Here is a 21,362-nt window from a genome sequence, read left to right as displayed (position 1 = left end):
ACATCTACGTCTAATAGTATTATATAAAATGTAAACCTTGGAGGAAAGAGGCAATCAAGATTCTACCAGCATCAATAAATACATCAGTAGTTCTGGTATGTGTTCTCGAAGAGAGGCCGATGCGTTGATTAAGGAGGGCAAAGTAACCATCAATGGCAAGAAGGCCGAATTGGGGAATAGGGTCATTGACAAGGATATTGTCAAAGTCAACGGTCGAAAAGTAAGCCCCAAGGCCAAAGCCATATATATCGCATACAATAAGCCTGTGGGTATCGTATCGACCACGGATTCCAAAGAACCTAAAAACATCGTCAAGGCTGTAGGTCATAAAGAAAGGTTGTTTCCCATCGGTAGATTGGACAAACCCTCTCAAGGCCTCATCTTTTTAACCAATGACGGCGACATTGTCAACAAGATATTGCGGGCCACCAACCATCACGAGAAGGAATATTTAGTTACGGTAGACAAAGCCATCAACGCCCAATTTATTAAGAAAATGAGCAGTGGCATTCCCATATTGGGAACCACGACCTTGCCCTGTAAGGTAACCCAAATGGATGCCCACAACTTCATCATTGTGCTGACCCAGGGCCTGAATCGTCAAATAAGGAGGATGACGGAGTATTTGGGATATGAGGTGACGCAATTAGAGCGGATAAGGATTATGAACATCACATTGCAAGGTATTAAATCAGGGCAATGGAGGTATTTGAGTTCCAAGGAAGTAAGAGAAATTCAAAATTTAGTGTCCGACTCTACAAAAACGGCCAGTGAAACCCAAGTCGTCACTCGTCCCAAGCGAAAATCCTTGGGTTTTGTGAAAAAATCTGGGCAACAGTCTGGTCGAAAATCAAGCCGACATTCTGGTCGAAAGGTGAATAAAGAAGAAAATGTCCGTTCGAAAAAATACAAAAACCACAAGAAAAAATAAATTATACGAATTACCATGTTTATGGTAATGGATATATTTCGGTAAAGACAATTGTTTATGTTCAAAGGACTGCCTTGAAAGGACGAAATATGTCAGGGCAGGACGAAGTCATGTCTTGTCCTAAAATAGGTTTACACAAAAACAATCAACTGACCACATGAATTAGGGTAATCATGGCGAGAAATAACCATTTTTCACAAAAAATCATGGTTATTTCTGTAAAAAAGACTAACTTATAACTATGGAAAAGGACAATAAAGTAGTCATTATTACCGGAGCTAGCGGAGGCGTAGGTATAGCCTTGGCTCAAGCCCTATCAGAAAGTGGGTACAATCTGGCATTGCAGTACTACAAACACCCCATCCCCCATACCATAAAACTAAATCCTGCTTCCATTATGATGTCCTACAGGGTCAATCTAGAATCTGATGTAGAAATCAAAAATTTTTTAACAAAATGTATTAAAGATTTTGGGAAAATAGATGTATTAATTAACAATGCAGGAGTATATTTGAAAGCTGCATGGCATCATCCTAATAGTTGGATGGATGTATGGAACAAAACCATAAACATCAATTTGAAGGCTGCAGCTTTATTGTCGAGTCTGTGTTTTCTCGAATTTAAAAAACGCGGATCTGGTATCATACTTAATGTTTCCTCTAGAGCAGGCCAACGCGGTGACGACATCGAATACATGGCTTATGCAGCTTCAAAAAGTGGAATGTATGGACTGACCAAAACCATGGCTAGAGCTGGAGCAAAACACAATATATACTGTTATTCCATTTCCCCGGGATGGATAAATACGGCGATGGCTCGACAAAAAATTGAAATAGATGGCCTTCAATCGGTGATTGATGAGCAAGAAATACCAGCGATAATGGAAGTGGAAGATATGATTCCCATGATTCAACTCCTTATCTCTGGACAGGCAGCATATGCCACTGGCAATAATTTCAATATTAATGGCGGAAGTTATATTGTATAATATGAAGATAATTTTAGATATCGTATTAGCCTTTTTGGGCATATCTTATTTATATTGGACCATCCTGGCCGTTATTGTAGCCCTTATTTTCTACATAGTTAATGTGTCTCCCTTGGCCATTCCCAAAAATCCAAATAAGTGGATAATTAAAAAATATATTTTTCATTATGCCCATTGCACAGCATTTTTGGCTATTGGTTGGATGTTTTACAAACTTTGGAAAAACAACTCCTCCAATTGGTTTACTTGGTTCTTGGGTAGCATTGGAATCATTCTTTTCGGGGTATTTATTGTAACTTTGATTTTGGACAGAATTCACATTAAAAAATTAAAAGAATCCAATTCACAAAAAAATTAGAATATGGCGAAAATACATTCTTATGATCTTCAGCTTTCTTGGACTGGAAATCGCGGAGCAGGAACCTATGAATACACAGCATACGATCGAAAATTTACTTTATCAGCCATCAATAAACCAGACATCCTTGGTTCAGCCGATCCAGCCTTTCGAGGCAATAAAGACCGATACAATCCCGAAGAATTATTGATATCCTCTATCGCTTCTTGCCATATGTTGTGGTACCTCCATTTGGCTGCGGCCAATAACTTAGTCGTCATGGACTACAAAGACCATCCCTCAGGAACCATTGAAGTTAAAGAATTTGGACTCGGACGATTTATCGAAGTTACCTTAAGACCAACAGTGACCATTAACAATGAAGATCAATCGGACTTGGCCGTAAAACTACACGAAGAATCACACCAGAAATGTATTATTGCCGATTCCTTTAAATTCGACATCCATATTAAACCCCAAATTATCATCGAAAAATAATCTCTGAAAACCACTATCGAGTCCATGAATCCTATTGAAATTTACGGTGAAAGAATAAACAATCTTTCACAAACCATTGCTATTGCTCAGCGGAAAGTAAACCTCTTTTCTTGGGCTAGATTTATTGTGTTTTTATTGGCAGTATTTGCGTTTTATTACGCCAGTAAACCAGACAACAACAGTTTACTCTATGTTATCATTGGTTTGGCACTGGTGGCTGGTTTTCTATATATAGTCAAAATACACGCCAATGCACAATACGACATTAAAATCCTAAAAAACAAAAAAGAGATTAATGCTGAAGAAATTGAAAGCATTCACCGACGTCCTACAACCTATTTCGATGGCCACATCTATCACCAAGAAGGTAGTTATTCCAACGACCTAGACATCTTTGGTCCTCTATCCCTCTACCATATCATCAATCGCTGCTTTACCAAGACAGGTCAGGAATATCTATCCAATCAATTCCTCAACCAACCATTAGACGACAATACCGCCATGCAAAGGCAGGAGAGTATTGCAGAATCCATCCAATGGTTGGACGTTAGACAATCTTTTTTAGCCCATGGCTTGGAGATACAGAACGACGACAGTATCAAAGCGGAATTTCAGCCAGAAAAGGCTTTAATGTCAATATCTCAAAGCAAAAAAATTAAATATTTAAGATGGTTGCCCATAGTGATTACATTGATTACTATCCTATTTTACACCGTAAATGGAAATAACAATATTCTATTATATGGATTTATTTTTAATATTGTCATTGCTGGACTTTTTTTAAAAAACACTCAGGCTATCATCTTCCGATGCAATGCAGAACTAAAGGGGCTTAAACTATTAATTCCAGCTGTTCAATCCATCTTAAGTCAAAAACCCAATTCGACTGAACTCCAACAATTATTACAATCCTGTTCATCAGGGATGATGGCGACCCAAGAATTGGACAAGTCCCTTAATTTATTGGACAGTAGAAACAATGTTATCGTGGGCTTACTCCTAAACGGAATCTTTGGATTCGATCTTTGGATGACGTATAAAATACACGATTGGCACCGTAAAAACAAAACCAATATCCCTGATTGGAAAGATGCCATCGGTCGATTTGAGACCATATTCTCTCTCGCTAATTTTGCCTATAACAATCCCAGTTATACCTTTCCAAATATTCAGTCGAAAGGACAGGAAATTAAAGGCCACAACATCAGACATCCCTTTATTCCAGACGACAAAAACACTGGCAATTCATTTGAAATAGGTCTTCCTTTTAAAGTAATGTTGGTTACAGGTTCGAATATGTCGGGAAAAAGTACCTTCTTAAGAGCCATAGGGGTCAATCAAATATTGGCCTCATGCGGAAGCGTGGTAGCCGCCGATGAATTCCATACCAGTATTTTGCCCATATACTCTTCCTTTCGAAAATCGGATTCTCTCCAAGAAAACACTTCATTGTTTTTCGATGAAATAAAAAGATTGAAAATGATTGTTGAAGCCGTGGACAAAGTTCAATCAAAGCCTGCACTGGTCCTATTAGATGAAATACTAAGGGGAACCAACTCCGAAGACAAATATTACGGAAGCAAGCAATACATCCTAAAACTTTTGGAGAAAAACGCCTATACCCTATTGGCAACCCATGACTTGGAACTATCCAAATTGGAAGCCAGTCACAGCCCTGGAATACAAAATTACAGTTTTGAAAGTACCATTCAAAAGGATGAACTATTCTTTGATTATAAAATCAAAAAAGGTGTGGCTGTACATAAAAATGCTACGTTTTTAATGGAAAAAATGGGCATTATTTAAGAAAGAACTTAAATAAACATAGAATTATACAAACATATACTTGTATATAAATGCAAAATCCACATGTATAAACAATTCAATATCAATACAAACAAGCGATATCACATCTACATCTAAGTAAAGGATATAATACTGAGGAAATCTAACTTATACTTTAGGTTTTACCGATGGATCAGGTTGATCATCAGCATGGTTTCCCGAATCTGTTGGTGATGAAAGGATTTTTGTATCAAATTTTGTCAACATATACTTTCGCAACCAATGGTAGTTCACACTTACTCCAAATTCTTTCTCCACCCAGTGCTGGGCATCATAATAACTTAAAAATGGGTTTTCGGTATCCTTTAGTTTTTCCTCTAGGCCTTGATGTATTTCTGGAGTAATAATTTTAGAAGAGGTTCGTCGAGGTTTAATATTGGTTAATTCTTCTATTCCATGACTTGAATAAATAGACAACCACTTCTCCAATGTTCTTTTTCCCACACCCAAGTAATTCGCCAGCTGGTTTCGAGTTCCAGAATCACCCCTCTTAATTCTTATCAAAGCCAACACCCTTTTTTCAAACTTTAGGGTAGTTTGAGCACTTTTAATTCTGTTTAAATCCTCTAAAGATTCTTTTATATAAATTTCTTGAATTTTTCCCATGGCGGCAATATACCCTTAAATTCATCGAATACCGCCATTATAGAGTTAAACTTAAAAATCTTGTTGATTTACAGAAAAATATATCCATAATTATATAAAATAATATACATAAAAATAGAAACCTGGTAAGTTTAGATTACATCTTGGCCTTGCGCATGGTAAATCCAAATGTCGTTCCCACTCCTGGAGTAGATCGAACATTGATGGGTTCATTGTGAGCTTCCAAGACATGTTTGACAATAGACAAGCCCAACCCAGATCCACCTTCTTTGCGTGATCTACTCTTATCTACCCGATAAAATCGATCGAAGAGGTGTCGCAAATGTTTTTGTTCAATCCCGATACCATTGTCAGAGACTTCTACCAAGAGATAGCCTTCCATATCGTAAAAACCCACATTGGTTTTTCCTCCTGTTTTACCGTATTTTATAGAATTGCTAATTAAATTATTGAATACCGTTCGAATAGATTCTCTATCCGCGGTTACAATGTAGCCACTACCCGCTCCTTCTTTAAAATTGAGATTAATATCTTTGTTTATGGCCTTCATCTCCAATTCCATAAATACCTCTTCCACTAATTGGCGTATATCGAAATTTTGCATTTCCAAGATCATCTTACCCGACTCCAATTTTGAAATCACATCGAGATCTTCAATCACGGTAATCAATCTTTCCACATTGAGTGCGGCCTTGTTGAGATAGACTTCATTAATGTTTTCGTCTTGTAGGCCACCATCGAGTAAGGTGTGCACATAGCCTTGAATATTAAATACCGGAGTTCTCAATTCATGGGCCACATTGCCAATATATTCTCTCCGATAATTCTCTAACAATCGAAGTTCTTCGATTTCTTTTTGTTTTTGCGCCGTCCATTCCTTGACTTCAAATTCCACATTTTCAAAAACATTAGAATCGACATCGATTTCAGGTTCAATCCCTTTCTTTATTTTCCCCACGCGAAAATCTCGAATGTTTTTATAAATCAATTTTATTTTGCGGAAGATAAACTTCTGAACAACCAATAAAATTATAATGTAGGTAAAAATCAACGACCCAATAAATAAGAAAAGATAATTGACCCAATTGCTGTCGAAATCAAAAAACTGAATGATAAACATCAACAGTAAAGATTCGACAACGGACACAATCAATGCAGTATAAATAGCTATTTGTCTGGGCGTTACATTTTTAAACATACTAAAAATCAAATTTATATCCGATACCCTTTACCGTCTTAATGTATTGTTCTCCTATCTTCTCCCGCAATTTTCGAATATGTACATCTATGGTACGATTGCCCACTATAACATCGGCTCCCCATATTTTTCTAAAAATCACATCGCGTGAAAATACTTTTCCCGGTTTGGACATTAATAATGCCAATATCTGAAATTCTTTTCTAGGCAACTCTAATTCCTCGCCCAATTTTTTAACCAAAAAGGATTCTTCATCCAATTCCAAGTCTCCCAATATAATATGGGCTGGAGCTTCCGTGCTGGCTTTGAATTTAGAGGTTCTTCTCAGAAGTGCATTAATCCTGCTGACCAATACACTGGGTTTAATAGGTTTATTGATAAAATCATCCCCACCTACATCCAAACTAGAAGTGTGAATATAATCTTCACCTCGGGCAGTCAAAAAGGCAATAATGGTTTCATTAAAACGCTCATCTTGTCTCAATAACTTACATACTTCAACCCCATCCATTTCTGGCATCATGATATCGAGGATGATTAAATCGGGCTTTTCTACATTGGCCGTCTTCAATGCATCTCTACCATTGTTGGCTGTGAATACTTGGAAATTTTCTTTCTCTAAATTATAAGAAATAAATTCTAGAATATCCTCCTCATCATCGACGATTAAAATGCTAGGCTTATAATTGCTCATATTATCTGGTTATTTATGTACCAAAGGTAAAGGCTACAATGTTAATTCAGCGTTAATTCTATTTTAAGCAGAATAACCGTAGTTTAAGTCCAGATTATGGGATAGAAAAATTAAATCATTTCAATTTCTATTGTTATTCCAACAATCCACGCCTTTCCATTCCCTCTAATTTCTTATTCATAGAGTCAAAAATTTTTTCATATAACTCTGCATTTTCCATTAATTCATTCATCAATACTTGAAAATCATCATGAGATAAATGATATCGATCTTCTAAAATTTTATAATATTCCATTTTTAAAGAATCGTTCTTTACATCTTGTCGGTTGTAAACCAATCCCAAGGTATGGGCATCCAACATCAAAGACACCAATTCATCATATTCATACCGATCAACCACATATTCATTGCAACTCACCAAGCCACAAAACAAAAACAACCAAGCAAGAAATCGCATATTATCTAAACATTTTGGGGTAAAGATAATGGATTATTTCCGTGTTCTGGACAGAAATATCCTGCCATCTAGTCACTTCGGATTCGAAAAACCCTACAAAGCAAGTCGGTACTCGAATGCTTGAATCCATACTGTGAACAAAATCTTCAATACCAAAATTGTGGGCAAATAGTGCAGGGTGAGATATAGATTCATCAAGGCCTTGCACATGTCGCCATATCGTAGCTGCTGAAGGCAAGTATAGATCGTCGGAAGATTTTCGGATCAAACCGGAATGCCCCAAAATTTCTTCAAAAATATTTTCTGTCTGCTTGGCTCTTAAAGCCGTAGAATAGAGATGCATATCGAATACCACACGGTCTTTATGTAATATATCGGCCATCATATAGGCATCGGATCGACCGCGCTTGTGCAAAGGACGATCAAAATCCCCGTAGGACAGGTGATCTCTATCGGATTTGGCGTGTCTAATTAGGCAAAAATTCTTCATCTGTTAATTTATTTGGCAAGTTTGTGGTTAAATATATTGAAAATTAGTTTCCGATTCCGTAATTTAGCTGATTCTATTTGATTATTAACGATTTATAAGGTAGAATATGGCACTGTCTACATAAAATTTGCGTTAGTAATACAACGAGTAAAAAGCAATATACCATATAGTGACATATACTAGATTCTATAAGGATAGATCTTGCACCATTTATTCTTACTAAAAATTACAAAAACCCATGAAAAAGCGACTGGATATCCAGTCCTTATTGGCTAAATGCAGTAAGGAAGACATCGATTATTTTTTGAAGGCTCATTTCAAAAAGAATAAAGCATTAGAAACCGAGTTTCTCATACATTTTGCTGGCAGTTTTGACCTTGAAGAAGATCAATTTACTGCCATTATCCATAGAATGGAAAAAATATTGCCCAGATATAGTAAGAAAATTAATCTCAAAGCCGAACTTAAGTTGTTGGATTATCAATTCAATCTAATAGAACAAGCTAGAGATTGTCTGTACTCCAAAAATTTTAGTCAATCATTTATCATTCTCTCCCAGAGCAATAAACTGATAGAGAAAGTGTGGCCTTCCATGCCAGATCAACCGAAGATTAAGGAATATTTAGCTGAGATATATCGAATCATGTATTTGGTACACAGTGAATCTCCAGCCCAAGCCTTAAAAGATAAAATTGAGAAACACCTTCTATCTATTATTCATGAAGATGAATGTCATATTTCACATTATGTGCACAACCCTTATTACCTTTTATTTCAAATCAATTCAGTAAAACATGGCAAGACCTTACTACCTGCCATGACTGAAGGACTTAAGAAAGGATTCGAAGATCGAAAAATACTTTTGGAGAGTCTTTGTCATATCATATGTCAACTCAAAGATTGGACATCCTTAGTTCAATTACTAGAAGAATATCCAGACAAAAAGGAGGTATATACCGTTATGGATCAATACAATAAGGCTAAATTTTTTCCCAGCGAAATATTATCGGCACTAGAAAGCAATTATAAGCCCAGCCTACCCAGTAGTATCCAAAAGCAAATCTTTCATCTCATTAGTTCTCAAGCGGATCAATCCGATCAACTGCTAAACCTAGCCATTGCTGAGTATTATAGAACTGGACAAATAGAAACATTAACCTCATTGGCCATATTTAAGAGAAAACCAAAATACTGTATAGGGAAAGCCGTAAAATACTTTAAAAAACAATCCAATATTCGCCCTCAAATCCTATATCAACTGTTGGAAGAACTCGAAGAATTAGATCTTTTAAAGCAGCATCTGGCCAAAGAGGACAACATATTTGTTTTTATCGATCATGCCATTGCCTTGAAAGAAAATGAAAAGACTTTTATTAAAAACAAAATATGGGATTTGACCAATAACCATCTTTCTCAACATTTTGGACGACCAGCCGTTGAATGGTTGGACCAAGTGACCCATGTTTTAATAAAAAACAACTTTTCCTACCTCCAAGATTTCCTTTTTACAAACATTAAGAATAATTTCGGCCATCGAAGACATTTTCAAAAATTAATGAAAGAAATCGCCTAATGAAATTGGGATTGTGGGCTATAGGCAAAATCAAATCATCTTATTTAGAACAGGGAATACGAGATTACCAAAAACGGACATCTAGATATCAAGCATTGGAAATGGTGGATATAATAATCAAGCAAAAATCCAACCAACCAGGATTGGTCAAAAAAATAGAAGCCGAGAAAATATTGGCTAAGGTACCAGCCCAAGCCCATCTTGTATTGTTAGATGAAGGAGGGAAAAAAATGAATTCCATGGCCTTCTCATCCTTTATTCAAGATCAGATGTTGGCCAGCACTCAACATTTAATATTCTTAATAGGCGGTCCATTCGGATTCGATGAATCTGTATACCAAAGAGCCAATGACAAGATTAGCCTTTCTGCCCTAACCTTTCCTCATGACTTAGCCAAATACATATTAGCAGAACAAATTTATAGAGCATACACCATTTTAAATAACACTCCATACCACCATCAATGATTACCATTACCAAAACCTTATGTGTCCTTATTTTTATAATTTCAGTTTGGGCTTGGAATGACCGTAAAATTTTCAATGGTTTTATGCACTTCCCCTTTAAAGAAAATAGAGATCAATCCTATTACCGATTGTTTACGTCCATTTTTCTACATGGATCGTGGTTGCATTTACTGGTCAATCTTTTTGTCCTATATTCTTTCGGCGAGGCGATAGAATATCAATTTATTCAAATATTTGGCCTAACTCAAGGCAGGATTTACTTTTTAATCCTATTTCTACTTTCTGGAATTTTAGCCGATATACCCACCTTGAAAAAGTATAAAGACGATGTACATTTTAGATCGGTTGGTGCTTCGGGGTCAATCTCTGGGATTATGTTTGCCTATGTATTATTCTATCCTTGGAATCTACTCTACCTCTATGGAATTATACCCATTCCAGGAATAGTAGCTGGTATTGGATACATTTGGTATTCTCGTTATGCGGCCAAGAAAGAAGGCGGGAGAATCGATCACAATGCCCACCTATTTGGAGCCATTGCAGGATTGGTTATTACCATTTTAATGTACCCAGCCGTACTGCCGTCCTTTTTCAATCAATTGATCAATGGGCTGCCATAAGAAAAGATTGGAAAAAGGAATATTTGACCACTAACAACACGGTAATTCCCAAGGCGAAAACAATAAATTCTCTACCGGGGATGTATTGACGCCAGTGAATCTGTTTGATATACTGCAAGTAGACAATAGATACCAGTAGCTCTATGCCATGGGCTATCAGTGTGGCCAATATCAACCCTGTGATTCCCCAAATCCTATGAAAAAAATAACTGGCGATAAAGTTGATAATCAATTCCATCAGCGATATCCAAACCAATGGCCTATTCCATTCTTGCCCCATATAAATAGATCGAACAAAGACCACTCGCACTACCACAATCCAGAGGTATAAATCAAAGATAACAGCAGAGGATTGAAATGCAGGGCTGTATACCCATTGGAATAAATAAGTACTGGAAAAAAGTAACAAAATTACAGCTGGCCAAAATCCTCTTATAAACCGTCTACTTCCTTCCTTTATTCTCGATAATTCACTGGTCAAATCTTTGTTATTGGAAGCCAATCCAATAGCAAAGGTAGCAAATGATGATGTGAGTATGATAAACAGAGGAAATTCCCGACCACCATATCGAAAGTAGGTAAACCACTCTCCGATACCGTAGTAATACTGAACCCACCATCCATCTGACCAAATACTTAAATAGCCTATCCATTGAATCAGCACCAACGCAGACAATCCCTTCCAATTGAGTTTAAATTTTTTATCAATCTTCCAAATTTTACTCTCAATTACCCAATACAAAAGAAAGGGCAAAGCGACATAAGCCAGTAAGACAAAAACATCTTCCAATCTATAATCAGTCCAAAACAATGTAGTAAAAGCGAAAATATAGAGACTTACGTAAAACACTCCAAATACATACATGGCTATGACCTTATTCAGTAACATGTATTTATAAACCAACATATAGCTACCACTTAAAACAAAATGGAAGAACAAATAATGAAAAAAACCTGAAGGCATAGATTCAAATTGGAGATAAGCCAACCATGTAGATCCCCATTGATAAAAGCAGAAAAAAAGCAAAATCATACTGAGGATTAACAGCATTGAAAAACGCTGAAAATAATGATTGATCATTTCCACCTCTCCCCCTCTGCTATGTACGACAAAAGATTGAACTATACCATTTAACCATACGCTGGTTAAAATAGAAGCCAAATACCATACATATTCATAAGATCCTATCGTTGATATATCTATGGAGGATTTGACCAATAAAATGGAAACCAAAAAATACCCACTATACCGCATAAGATTTACAAATTGAATAGCAGTTGCTGCTCCTTTCAATCTGGCGATATATTGACGATATAATAGGTCTATTTTTTTCAATCAATAGTTAATTTTCAATTAAAAATAAATTATAATTAATATTAATATATTATATTTGTACAAATAGCATTTACTATGATTTGCCATACAAAAAATATTCTAACCGCATTATTACTCACTATTTCAGTTCTTTCATATGGCCAAGTCGATGGATTAGAAATAAAGGTAAATGAATACCATCAACCTTATATCATACATACTTTGGCAGCTGGTCAAACCCTATATGGAGTCTCTAAGACCTACCAAATCTCTGTCGATGATTTAATGAAGCAAAATGAGGAATTAGAACCAGAAAATCTAAAAATAGGACAAGATATTTTTGTTCCTATTTTTAAAAAAGACATCTGTTACTTATCTGAAAAATGTCAGGGTCAAAATATGGTTGCCCTAAAATACAAAATTTTACCCCAAGATAATTTATTTAGAATAGCGAGAATATATTTTGACACCAGTATCAATCAGCTAAAAATAATTAATCGAATGGACAGGAATCACATTACTCCTGGAGAACACCTTCTCATTGGTTGGATTCCTTATTCTGATTACCTAAATACATATTTACAGCCGGAACACATCGCTGTAGTCAATCAAGTAACTCCTGAAGAAACCGCTATATTGACTGATGAAGAAGATGAGCCCAGCGAAGAAATTAGCTACAGTCCGAAACCACAGAAAGTATATACCAATAGTACCGATGTAGAAACCACAGTTTCTTCCCATAGCAATAACACAGAAGCCATTCTTCCTGCCGAAGAAGACGGCGAAACAGCATCTACATCCAATATGGATATCGTCTGGGACAACAATATAAATCACCATACCGAGGATGCAAGTTCCAATGAAGATGACCATGCGAATATGGTTATCGAAGGGGCTACAGCGTATTGGAATAAAAATAAAAGTTCGAAAAAAGGAAAATTTATTCTTCACAAAACTTTGCCCCTCGATTCGATGGTAGAAATTTATAATCCTGTAACCCATGCATCGGTAGTCGCCAAGGTAGTGGGGAACATTCCAGACAACATCTATTCACCTGAAATTGAACTTGTGGTAACCACCGAAATTGCCAATGCTTTGGGTGCATTAGACAAAAAGTTTTACACCAAAATTAGATACAGTAAGAATTAAGAAAAATTAATTTTCTATTTTAGCGCCCAGATTAAAATCCAACAACAAAGTAATATGGGCAAAAAAGTATTTCAAAACATTTTAGAGACTATTGGAGACACTCCATTAGTGCGACTGAATAAGGTATTCAAAGACTGTCCCGCAGATATCTATGTTAAAGTAGAATATTTCAATCCAGGTCATTCTATTAAAGATCGGATTGGGATTAAAATGATTGAGGATGCAGAGAAGGCTGGTAAAATAGTAGAAGGCGGTACCATCATCGAATGTACTTCTGGTAATACCGGTATGGGAATAGCCTTGGCCTCTATCGTAAAAGGGTATAAATGTATATTCACAACTACTGATAAGCAATCCAAAGAAAAATTGGATCTCTTGAGAGCATTGGGTGCGGAAGTAGTGGTATGCCCTACAGATGTAGAGCCCAAAGATCCTCGATCTTATTACTCTGTTGCTGAAAAATTAAGCAAAGAAATCCCCAATTCATACTGGTGTAACCAATATGACAACCTCAGTAATAGAGAGGCTCACTATCTATCTACTGGTCCTGAGATATGGGAACAAACCGACGGAAAAATCACCCATTTTGTAGTACCTGTAGGTACAGGAGGTACCATTTCTGGTACAGCTAAATATTTAAAAGAAAAAAATCCGAATATTAAAGTTTGGGGTATTGATTCCTATGGATCGGTATTTAAAAAATATTTGGAAACTGGAATTTTCGATAAAAATGAAATTTATCCCTACTTATTGGAAGGTGTGGGAGAAGATATATTACCTGAAAATGTGGACTTTGACCTTATCGACCTTTTCGAGAAAGTATCTGATAAGGATGCAGCCATAATGGCAAGAAAAATGGCGAGAGAGGAAGGAATCCTTACAGGTTATTCTGCTGGCTCGGCCATCCAGGGAATAGAACAACTCAAAGGATCACTTGCAGAAGGCGACGTAGTAGTAGCCATCCTCCACGATCACGGTAGTCGGTATATCAATAAAATATACAATGACGATTGGATGATGGAGAGAGGATTTTTGCAACGCGGCAAGAAATTGCGTCACGTTATAGAAACCAAGATTCAAAAAGATCTGATCTCTGTAGCTCCTAACGACAAATTGAAAAATGTCCTCAATAAGATTACAGAAACTGGGATTTCGCAAATGCCAGTCTTCGAAGATGGTAAGCCAGTAGGATCTATCCATGAAAACGATATATTGATGTTTGTGATGGGAGATCAAAGCAAGCTGGAACAGACTGTGGAGAAAGTAATGCAACCTCCTTTTCCAACCATCGATTACGACAAAGATGTGTCCGATGTGGTTAAATATTTGACCCGCAAAAATCCTGCAGTTATGACCCAAGATCGCAGTGGAAGCTATCATATTGTAACAACTTATGATTTGGTGAAAAATTTAAATGATTGATTTACGTTGAATTCTAAGACGATAAATAGAATCTATGATTAGAATCAACTTAAGTTATATTTTATTTTTTTTAATCTGTTTATATTCGGTATCAAGTAAGGGGCAAGATTTCAGCTATACGCAGTCTTTTGCCCATACTTCTACCCTCAATCCCGCCATGACGGGATTGCACAATGGACAATATAAACTCAGTTTACTCAATAGGAATCAGTGGATAAAAGCAACTGAGCAGCCTTTTAATATGGTGGGAGGTTACTTCGATTTTCGATCGAAACTTCCCCTTAAGGTGGCGAGTAAAGATGCATTTGGTATGGGATTGGGCTTTGTGAGTGAGACTCAGGGTATCCTCGATTTCAAGAAAAATGCATTTCATCTAAACCTCGCCTATCACAAAGCGTTGGATCCTAGAGGAGATCAATTTTTGTCGGTAGGCTTTCAACTCGGGTTTTTACAGCATGCTCTAGGTTATGAAAACGTTACTTTTTTTGACCAATTTGACGGTACTGGATTCAATCTATCTACATCGGAGAATTTACCTCAAAATTCATTTAACACTACCGATGTTTCACTGGGCCTCTCCTATCAAAACAGCATCAGTGACTACCAACTGTTTGCAATAGGATTGGCAATGTTTCACGTCAACGCACCCAATATAGCTTTTCACGGAAACGATATTGCTACCTTTGACGAAACCGAGAACAACCTCTATGCAAAGTACATTTTCTATACTTATTATTCTTGGGCTTTATCAAGTGATCTATCGTTGACACCTCGAATCATTACCAAGGTTCAAGGCCCCAATTCACTTACTTCTCTAGGAGGAACAGCTCGATTAAAATTGAAGGGCTATCAAGAACAAGCCATGCATTTAGGACTATTCTTACATAGTGGCAAGACCATTAATTCCAGTTTTACACCTCATACCCTAAGTTTGTTGGTAGGCTACGAATTGAACAATTTCAACCTTGGATTAAGCTATGATGTCGGTGTGGTTAATAGATATAATTGGTCACAAAATGTTGGGAATTTCGAATTATCCTTAACATATTTTGGATTTTTACAGAATGGTTCTGGGGCAGGATGTCCAATTTTTTAAAAATATATTATAAATTCACGCTCAAGTTGAATTTATGACCATTGATAAAAAGTCTTCTATAATTTATGTGATAGCCATCATAATTGTGGCCATCAATCTCAGGGCAGGCATAACCTGCGTTGGGCCCATCCTAAGCTTAATCAATGAGGATTTACATCTCAGCTATACCCAAATGGGTTTTTTGACTACTCTGCCACTCATTGCCTTTGCGACGGTATCTATTTTGGTTACACAGTTGTATCGAAAACTGGGATTAGAGAAAGTCATTATTTTGGGTATTATTCTCATCGCCTTAGGGACTTATGGAAGAACATTATCTGGCTGGACGCTTCTTCTTATTTGCACTTTTGCCATGGGTAGTGGAATAGCCATTTGTAATGTGGCTTTAATCCCCTTTATCAAAAAACATTTTAAGAATAATTATGCTGAGGTCACCGGTGCCTATACCTTATTTATGAGTGTATTTGCGGCATTGGGATCAGGTTTTTCTGCTCCATTAGCATTGGAATATGGTATGGGCTGGAGGGGTTCTATGGCATTTTGGAGTTATTTTACAATAATAGCCATAGTTTTTTGGATATATATTTGGACTAGGGGCATCTCAAAAAGACCAGAGGCTATGCCTACAGATTATTCTATTTGGAAATCGAATAAAGCATGGCACATTACTATTTTCATGGGACTGCAGTCATTGTTATTCTATTCATTTGCCGCATGGGGCCCGGAAATACTACAGACCAAGGGCTTCTCGATTAGCGAAAGTGGATGGGCCATATTCTACTTACAGATTATATCTTTACCCGCCGTGTTTTTAGTCCCGGTTTGGGCCAAAAACAAGAAGTATTTACCCACCATCGTATGGGCGATGTCCTTTGGATACCTCATAGCATTTACATCGATGTTTTTCAATGAAAAATATATTATTTACTTCGGTCTAACCATTATGGGATGGGCCATGGGAGGCAGTATTAGTTTTGCCTATTTTTTAATCAATACCAAGACTAAAAAGCCAGAAACCACGATTCGCCTATCGGCCATGACACAGTCTTTTGGTTATTTATTGGCCGCAGTAGGACCTTTTATTGTAGGATGGGTGTTTGACCTTGTCCAAAACTGGAATTTCATTATTGTAGGTTTTCTGGTCTTCAGCATAGCCTATTTCTATTTCAGTGTTCGATCTAGCCAACTGGAAGCCATTTAAAGATCACTTTGCAATGGTTAATGGTTAATTGTTAATGGTTAATGGTTAATGTGACTGAGCAAAGTTGTCCTTCGGACAACCAAATGCCGTAAATCGGCATTTGGCGAAGATGACTGAACGAAATACGAAGTATCCAATCGAATAAATGTCGATTGGGTGAAGGAACCGAAACCACCGTGTTTCGGGTGTGACCGAGCGAAATGCGAAGCATCATTGATCCTAAATGGATCAATGGCGAGGATGACTGAATGAAGCTCGGAGAGCCATTGACCGTAAATCGGTCAATGATGAAAGAACCGAAACCTCCGTGTTTCGGGTGGGTAGGCCACTGTGCCGAGGATGGGTAGACATTGCGACTCAATTAGATTGTTTCGGGAGACGCAAGATTTTGCGCCTCTACAATTTGCGTGACTGCCCAATAAATCCTATGGAAAATTCCTTTATATTGAGAATGGGTTGACCTTGCGTCTCAATTAGGTGGTTTCGGGAGACGCAAGATTTTGCGCCTCTACAATTTGCGTGACTGCCCAATAAATCATATGGAAAATTCCATTATATTGAGAATGGGTTGACCTTGCGTCTCAATTAGGTGGTTTTGGGAGACGCAAGATTTTGCGCCTCTACAATTTGCGTGACTGCCCAATAAATCATATGGAAAATTCCATTATATTGAGAATGGGTTGACCTTGCGTCTCAATTAGGTGGTTTTGGGAGACGCAAGGCATTGCGTCTCTACGTTAAGGCATGATTGCCCCGTAATTCGATTGGATTTTAGCAAATGCCCTCCGGCTGTGAACGAATGTAGTTGCTCAAAGAGCAACTTTATTCAGTCGTGCACTTCACTCGTTCAACCTCAGTGTCGTGACAACACTATATGAAAGTTGACAAATATTAACTAGATTTTACCGTAATACTTAAATTGTATTTACATCCATGGCCAAGGCTGTTCACCACAGTGTGGTCACAAAGAACATAAAGATAGTAGTGGGTATTAACCAGTCCACCCTAAGCCTACATTGATAGCGCGATTCTAAATCAATTCAAAGAAGTAATACTCCAGAAATTAACAAATTCCATTGGCCGCCGTCAATACTATAGGTTTGTCATCGGTGATCAGAATAGTGTGTTCGTGTTGTGCCACATAGCCACCGCGATTTCCTACCAAGGTCCAACCATCCTCTTGCTCAATCGCTAGAGAAGAATGAGTGGAAATAAAGGTCTCTACTGCCACTACAGAATAAAAACCAAATTTCTCTTTATTCCATCTATCCTTATAATTTAAGATACTGTCCGGCGCCTCATGTAAACTCCGCCCTACGCCATGACCGGAAAGATTCCTAATCACTCGAAATCCTCTTTTCTTGGCTTCCCCTTCGATGATACTCCCCACCTGTGCTATTCTCACTCCAGCTTTGACCTCGTCTATGGCCATTAATAAGATCTCTTTAGATGCCTCTACTAGGGAATTGTGACCATGTATGTCTTCTCCCAAAACAAACGAACTCCCGTTATCTGACCAGAAACCATCCAACTCGGCAGAAACATCGATATTGATCAAATCACCAGATTGCAATATTTTGTTGGAAGACGGTATACCATGAGCTATCTCGTTTTTGATACTGATACAGGTATAGCCCGGAAAACGATAGGTCTCATAAGGTGCAGATTTAGCTCCATACTCCTTTAATAATTGACCTCCATATTCGTCCAACTCCTTGGTAGACATCCCCACTTCTGCATAATCCCGCATCCGCTTAAGAGTCATACCAACGACTTCACTTATGGCCTTCATTCCCAATAATTCAACTTCTGTAGTGATAGACATAATTATTCATTTATAAAAAAAATAGACAATACTGGACGGACTATAGATCAAAACATCAGATCTTCATCAAAGCTCAACCCAAAAGATTCAACAATCCCTACTGGGCCAATGGGATAAATTCCGTTATTTCCAATCCGTATCCATCCAAGGCAATTCTTTTTCGCGGATGTTCAGTCAATAATTTCATTTTTCGAACTCCCATGTCCAACAAGATTTGCGCCCCAATACCAAAATCTCGTTGATTCTGCATTTCCTTGGCCTCTACTTTATCGTCACCGGCAAATTGATGTATTAAGGAAACGGGATCCTTATCTTTTTCTTTATGCCTCATGATCAACAACAAACCTTTGCCTTCTTCACTGATTTGACTCAATGCCCGTTGGATTTCTAATGGATTATCTTGAAATATTTGATCAAAAATTCCATCTTTCCAATCCGAATGAGATTGTACTCTGACCAATACATCTTCTTCTGTTGACCAATTCCCCTTAGATATTACCAAATGCTCGTCGTTGGTAGTCAACTGATTGTAAACTGAAAAATTCAATGCTCCAAACGGAGAATCGATGGTTTGTCCGTATTTTTTCACGACCAATTTCTCCTTCAGCAAGCGATAAGATACAAGATCTTTTATGGTAATCAATTTGAGATCGTGTTTCTCCGCGATCTTGGACAATTCGGGCAACCGAGCCATGGTACCATCTTCGTTTAATATCTCAACCAATACACCGGCTGGATTAAACCCGGCCAACCGAGCCAAATCAATAGCTGCTTCGGTATGTCCTGTTCTGCGCAATACTCCACCGTTTTTGGCTTTTAATGGAAATATATGACCTGGTTTAGCAAATTCTTCCGGCGCAGTAGATTTATCTACCAATTTACGAATACCAGTTGCCCTATCATAGGCAGAAATTCCGGTACTGCATCCGTGACCAATTAAATCCACCGATATGGTAAAGGCGGTTTCATGCATGGCGGTATTGTTGCCCACCATGGGATATAGATTTAGCTCTTGAGCTCGCTGTTCGGTGATGGGCGCACAAATCAATCCTCGACCATAGGTGGCCATAAAATTTATAATCTCCGGCGTTATTTTCTCCGCCGCACAAATAAAATCTCCCTCATTTTCACGATCTTCATCGTCTACCACTATCACCACCTTGCCCGCTCTTATATCCTCTATGGCTGATTCAATGGTATCTATCGAAATTCCATTGATGGTTTTTTCTTGCATCATCAATTATTAGTTTTAATTTTCCACATTGTATTTCCCATGAAAGTTCCTTTTTTAGAACGTCTAAGTGTAACTTTTGTTCGGAATTAGGTAACGCAGTTTCTTGTAAATTTATATATTGTTTTAAATACTCTTCTTTTGTATCCGCCGTCCTTACATAATTTCTCAACATTGGCATGGCATCTATGACATGACTGCTGCATATTACATCTCGAGAACAAGCCAATGCCTCCAACACCTTATTCTGCATTCCACTACCCAAAAACAAGGGAGCAATAAATACTTTGGCCGAATAATAAGCCTCCCTTATATCTTCATACCAACCGTGAAATATAATGTTGGGATTGGTATTTTTCTCCTTCCACTTTTCGGCCCCCTTCCCTCCTATTAATATTTTTAACTCAATGTTATTTTCTTTAAAATAAGGCCAGAGCTTTTCTTGAATAAAATGTACAGCCTCTTGATTGGGTCTATATTCAATATTTCCAATAAAGGCCATGTCAAAGGTATCTCTATTGACTGAAGAATCATAATTATTAAAATAAGATACCGCTATTCCGTTCCGTATTATTTCCAGTTTATCTGAAGAAATATGTCCAATTTTCCCCGCATCACGCTCTGAAATAATGGTAAATTGACTAAACTTATCCTGAATTTTGGCTTCAAATTCCTTTAACAACTTGGTTTCAGTTTTCCAAAACCATCGTTCTAGCCAATGGCGGGCATTCTGCGATTGTAGGTCAGCTATCGTGCTAAATGAGTCCATAATATCCAATACCTTGGGAGCATTCACTTTATCCAGATATGGAACCATTCTATAAAGTTGACAAAAAATGACGTCTGGATTTTGCATAATCAAATCAGATAGCAATTGTTCCCTTGTCTTTCCAGATAAAAAATAATTTACTTGGCCAGGTAATTTATTAAAAAATCCCTTGACCACCCGGATCTTTCGCTGAAAATTGGATTCGGTATATACCTGAATATAAGTACAGTATTTTTTAATTTCCCGATAATGATCTTCCCCAACCTCATGATCGGATAGAGAAAATAAAAAGATCTCATAACTCTCCGACAAATACTTGATTTGATAATATAGGCGCAACTTATCCCCCTTTTCCAACGGATAAGGAAATCTAGATGCTAATATGGCCAATCGAGGTCGCTGATTCATGATGGCACAAAAATATCAATTCACACGATATTAGCTACCATTATTCTCTAGTTTAATGTTCAGTTCCCAATTTAAGTCATATCAAGGATAAATACCATAACTTCTTTAAACACATTTAGATTAATTCAGAAGACCAAAATATAACTAGTGCCTTGTGATTATATCAACTCTCTAGTGCCATAAATTATCCCCTATATTAACTATGTAAAACAACCAATAAAGATCTATTATCTACTTCAAGA

At 37.3% G+C, this 21,362-nt stretch carries 21 protein-coding genes; 12 read left to right on the top strand and 9 right to left on the bottom strand.

What is annotated here, in order from left to right; all coding sequences use genetic code 11:
• Positions 1–37: 37 nt before the first annotated feature.
• The 5 genes from rluF (at position 38) to LVD51_RS02390 (ending at position 4,560) form a co-directional block, all read left to right on the top strand.
• On the top strand, positions 38–931 hold the full coding sequence (gene rluF / locus LVD51_RS02410) for a 23S rRNA pseudouridine(2604) synthase RluF (protein WP_236969586.1): 894 nt from the start codon (positions 38–40) through the stop codon (positions 929–931).
• A gap of 241 nt (positions 932–1,172) precedes the next feature.
• The gene (locus LVD51_RS02405; protein ID WP_236969585.1) at positions 1,173–1,919 is read left to right on the top strand and encodes an SDR family NAD(P)-dependent oxidoreductase; all 747 of its coding nucleotides are present in this window, start codon (positions 1,173–1,175) and stop codon (positions 1,917–1,919) included.
• Position 1,920: 1 nt separating this feature from the next.
• Positions 1,921–2,277, top strand: a complete 357-nt coding sequence (locus tag LVD51_RS02400; RefSeq protein WP_236969584.1) for a hypothetical protein — start codon at positions 1,921–1,923, stop codon at positions 2,275–2,277.
• Positions 2,278–2,280: 3 nt separating this feature from the next.
• On the top strand, positions 2,281–2,754 hold the full coding sequence (locus LVD51_RS02395) for an OsmC family protein (RefSeq protein WP_236969583.1): 474 nt from the start codon (positions 2,281–2,283) through the stop codon (positions 2,752–2,754).
• 24 nt (positions 2,755–2,778) lie between these two features.
• Positions 2,779–4,560 carry a MutS-related protein gene (locus tag LVD51_RS02390; protein ID WP_236969582.1) on the top strand — a complete coding sequence of 594 codons (1,782 nt, stop codon included), beginning with the start codon at positions 2,779–2,781 and terminating at the stop codon, positions 4,558–4,560.
• Positions 4,561–4,707: 147 nt separating this feature from the next.
• Here the strand turns inward: LVD51_RS02390 and LVD51_RS02385 are convergent, their stop codons facing one another.
• From LVD51_RS02385 to LVD51_RS02365, 5 genes are all read right to left on the bottom strand, one after another.
• The gene (locus tag LVD51_RS02385; protein ID WP_236969581.1) at positions 4,708–5,205 is read right to left on the bottom strand and encodes a helix-turn-helix domain-containing protein; all 498 of its coding nucleotides are present in this window, start codon (positions 5,203–5,205) and stop codon (positions 4,708–4,710) included.
• Positions 5,206–5,341: 136 nt separating this feature from the next.
• The gene (locus tag LVD51_RS02380; RefSeq protein ID WP_236969580.1) at positions 5,342–6,403 is read right to left on the bottom strand and encodes a sensor histidine kinase; all 1,062 of its coding nucleotides are present in this window, start codon (positions 6,401–6,403) and stop codon (positions 5,342–5,344) included.
• Position 6,404: 1 nt separating this feature from the next.
• On the bottom strand, positions 6,405–7,097 hold the full coding sequence (locus tag LVD51_RS02375; RefSeq protein WP_236969579.1) for a response regulator transcription factor: 693 nt from the start codon (positions 7,095–7,097) through the stop codon (positions 6,405–6,407).
• 133 nt (positions 7,098–7,230) lie between these two features.
• The gene (locus tag LVD51_RS02370) at positions 7,231–7,554 is read right to left on the bottom strand and encodes a hypothetical protein (RefSeq protein WP_236969578.1); all 324 of its coding nucleotides are present in this window, start codon (positions 7,552–7,554) and stop codon (positions 7,231–7,233) included.
• A gap of 1 nt (position 7,555) precedes the next feature.
• Positions 7,556–8,044, bottom strand: a complete 489-nt coding sequence (locus LVD51_RS02365) for a SixA phosphatase family protein (protein WP_236969577.1) — start codon at positions 8,042–8,044, stop codon at positions 7,556–7,558.
• Between the two features lie 238 nt (positions 8,045–8,282).
• Here LVD51_RS02365 and LVD51_RS02360 point away from each other — a divergent pair, with 238 nt between their 5' ends.
• The 3 genes from LVD51_RS02360 to LVD51_RS02350 are packed head-to-tail and all read left to right on the top strand — an operon-like array spanning position 8,283 to position 10,704.
• Positions 8,283–9,617, top strand: coding sequence for a hypothetical protein (locus tag LVD51_RS02360; RefSeq protein ID WP_236969576.1), 1,335 nt, complete (start codon positions 8,283–8,285; stop codon positions 9,615–9,617).
• The gene (locus LVD51_RS02355; protein WP_236969574.1) at positions 9,617–10,084 is read left to right on the top strand and encodes a 23S rRNA (pseudouridine(1915)-N(3))-methyltransferase RlmH; all 468 of its coding nucleotides are present in this window, start codon (positions 9,617–9,619) and stop codon (positions 10,082–10,084) included. The genes LVD51_RS02360 and LVD51_RS02355 overlap by 1 nt, the downstream gene beginning before the upstream one ends.
• The gene (locus tag LVD51_RS02350) at positions 10,081–10,704 is read left to right on the top strand and encodes a rhomboid family intramembrane serine protease (protein WP_236969573.1); all 624 of its coding nucleotides are present in this window, start codon (positions 10,081–10,083) and stop codon (positions 10,702–10,704) included. Before LVD51_RS02355 ends, LVD51_RS02350 begins: the two co-directional genes overlap by 4 nt.
• On the opposite strand, the gene LVD51_RS02345 is transcribed toward LVD51_RS02350, so the two are convergent.
• The gene (locus LVD51_RS02345; RefSeq protein ID WP_236969571.1) at positions 10,688–12,040 is read right to left on the bottom strand and encodes a polysaccharide biosynthesis protein; all 1,353 of its coding nucleotides are present in this window, start codon (positions 12,038–12,040) and stop codon (positions 10,688–10,690) included. The genes LVD51_RS02350 and LVD51_RS02345 overlap by 17 nt on opposite strands.
• Before the next feature lie 75 nt (positions 12,041–12,115).
• Here LVD51_RS02345 and LVD51_RS02340 point away from each other — a divergent pair, with 75 nt between their 5' ends.
• The 4 genes from LVD51_RS02340 to LVD51_RS02325 are packed head-to-tail and all read left to right on the top strand — an operon-like array spanning position 12,116 to position 16,887.
• Entirely contained in the window at positions 12,116–13,168 is a 1,053-nt protein-coding gene (locus LVD51_RS02340) for a LysM peptidoglycan-binding domain-containing protein (protein WP_236969570.1), read from the top strand.
• Between the two features lie 54 nt (positions 13,169–13,222).
• Positions 13,223–14,590 (top strand): pyridoxal-phosphate dependent enzyme, encoded by a 1,368-nt coding sequence (locus LVD51_RS02335; RefSeq protein ID WP_236969569.1) that lies wholly within the window; start codon positions 13,223–13,225, stop codon positions 14,588–14,590.
• Positions 14,591–14,624: 34 nt separating this feature from the next.
• Complete coding sequence (locus LVD51_RS02330; RefSeq protein ID WP_236969568.1) at positions 14,625–15,686, top strand: PorP/SprF family type IX secretion system membrane protein; 1,062 nt, start codon at positions 14,625–14,627, stop codon at positions 15,684–15,686.
• Between the two features lie 34 nt (positions 15,687–15,720).
• Positions 15,721–16,887 carry an MFS transporter gene (locus LVD51_RS02325; protein ID WP_236969567.1) on the top strand — a complete coding sequence of 389 codons (1,167 nt, stop codon included), beginning with the start codon at positions 15,721–15,723 and terminating at the stop codon, positions 16,885–16,887.
• Positions 16,888–17,950: 1,063 nt separating this feature from the next.
• Here LVD51_RS02325 and map read toward each other — a convergent pair.
• The 3 genes from map to LVD51_RS02310 form a co-directional block, all read right to left on the bottom strand.
• On the bottom strand, positions 17,951–18,712 hold the full coding sequence (gene map, locus LVD51_RS02320; protein ID WP_236969566.1) for a type I methionyl aminopeptidase: 762 nt from the start codon (positions 18,710–18,712) through the stop codon (positions 17,951–17,953).
• Between the two features lie 97 nt (positions 18,713–18,809).
• Positions 18,810–19,949 (bottom strand): 3,4-dihydroxy-2-butanone-4-phosphate synthase, encoded by a 1,140-nt coding sequence (gene ribB / locus LVD51_RS02315; RefSeq protein ID WP_236969565.1) that lies wholly within the window; start codon positions 19,947–19,949, stop codon positions 18,810–18,812.
• Complete coding sequence (locus LVD51_RS02310; RefSeq protein WP_236969564.1) at positions 19,903–21,120, bottom strand: glycosyltransferase; 1,218 nt, start codon at positions 21,118–21,120, stop codon at positions 19,903–19,905. The genes ribB and LVD51_RS02310 overlap by 47 nt, the downstream gene beginning before the upstream one ends.
• Positions 21,121–21,362 lie beyond the last annotated feature (242 nt).

This window comes from Membranihabitans marinus, assembly GCF_021729155.1.
Taxonomy (GTDB): Bacteria; Bacteroidota; Bacteroidia; order Chitinophagales; family Saprospiraceae; genus Membranihabitans; species Membranihabitans marinus.
This window is presented reverse-complemented; position numbering and strand designations above follow the sequence as displayed.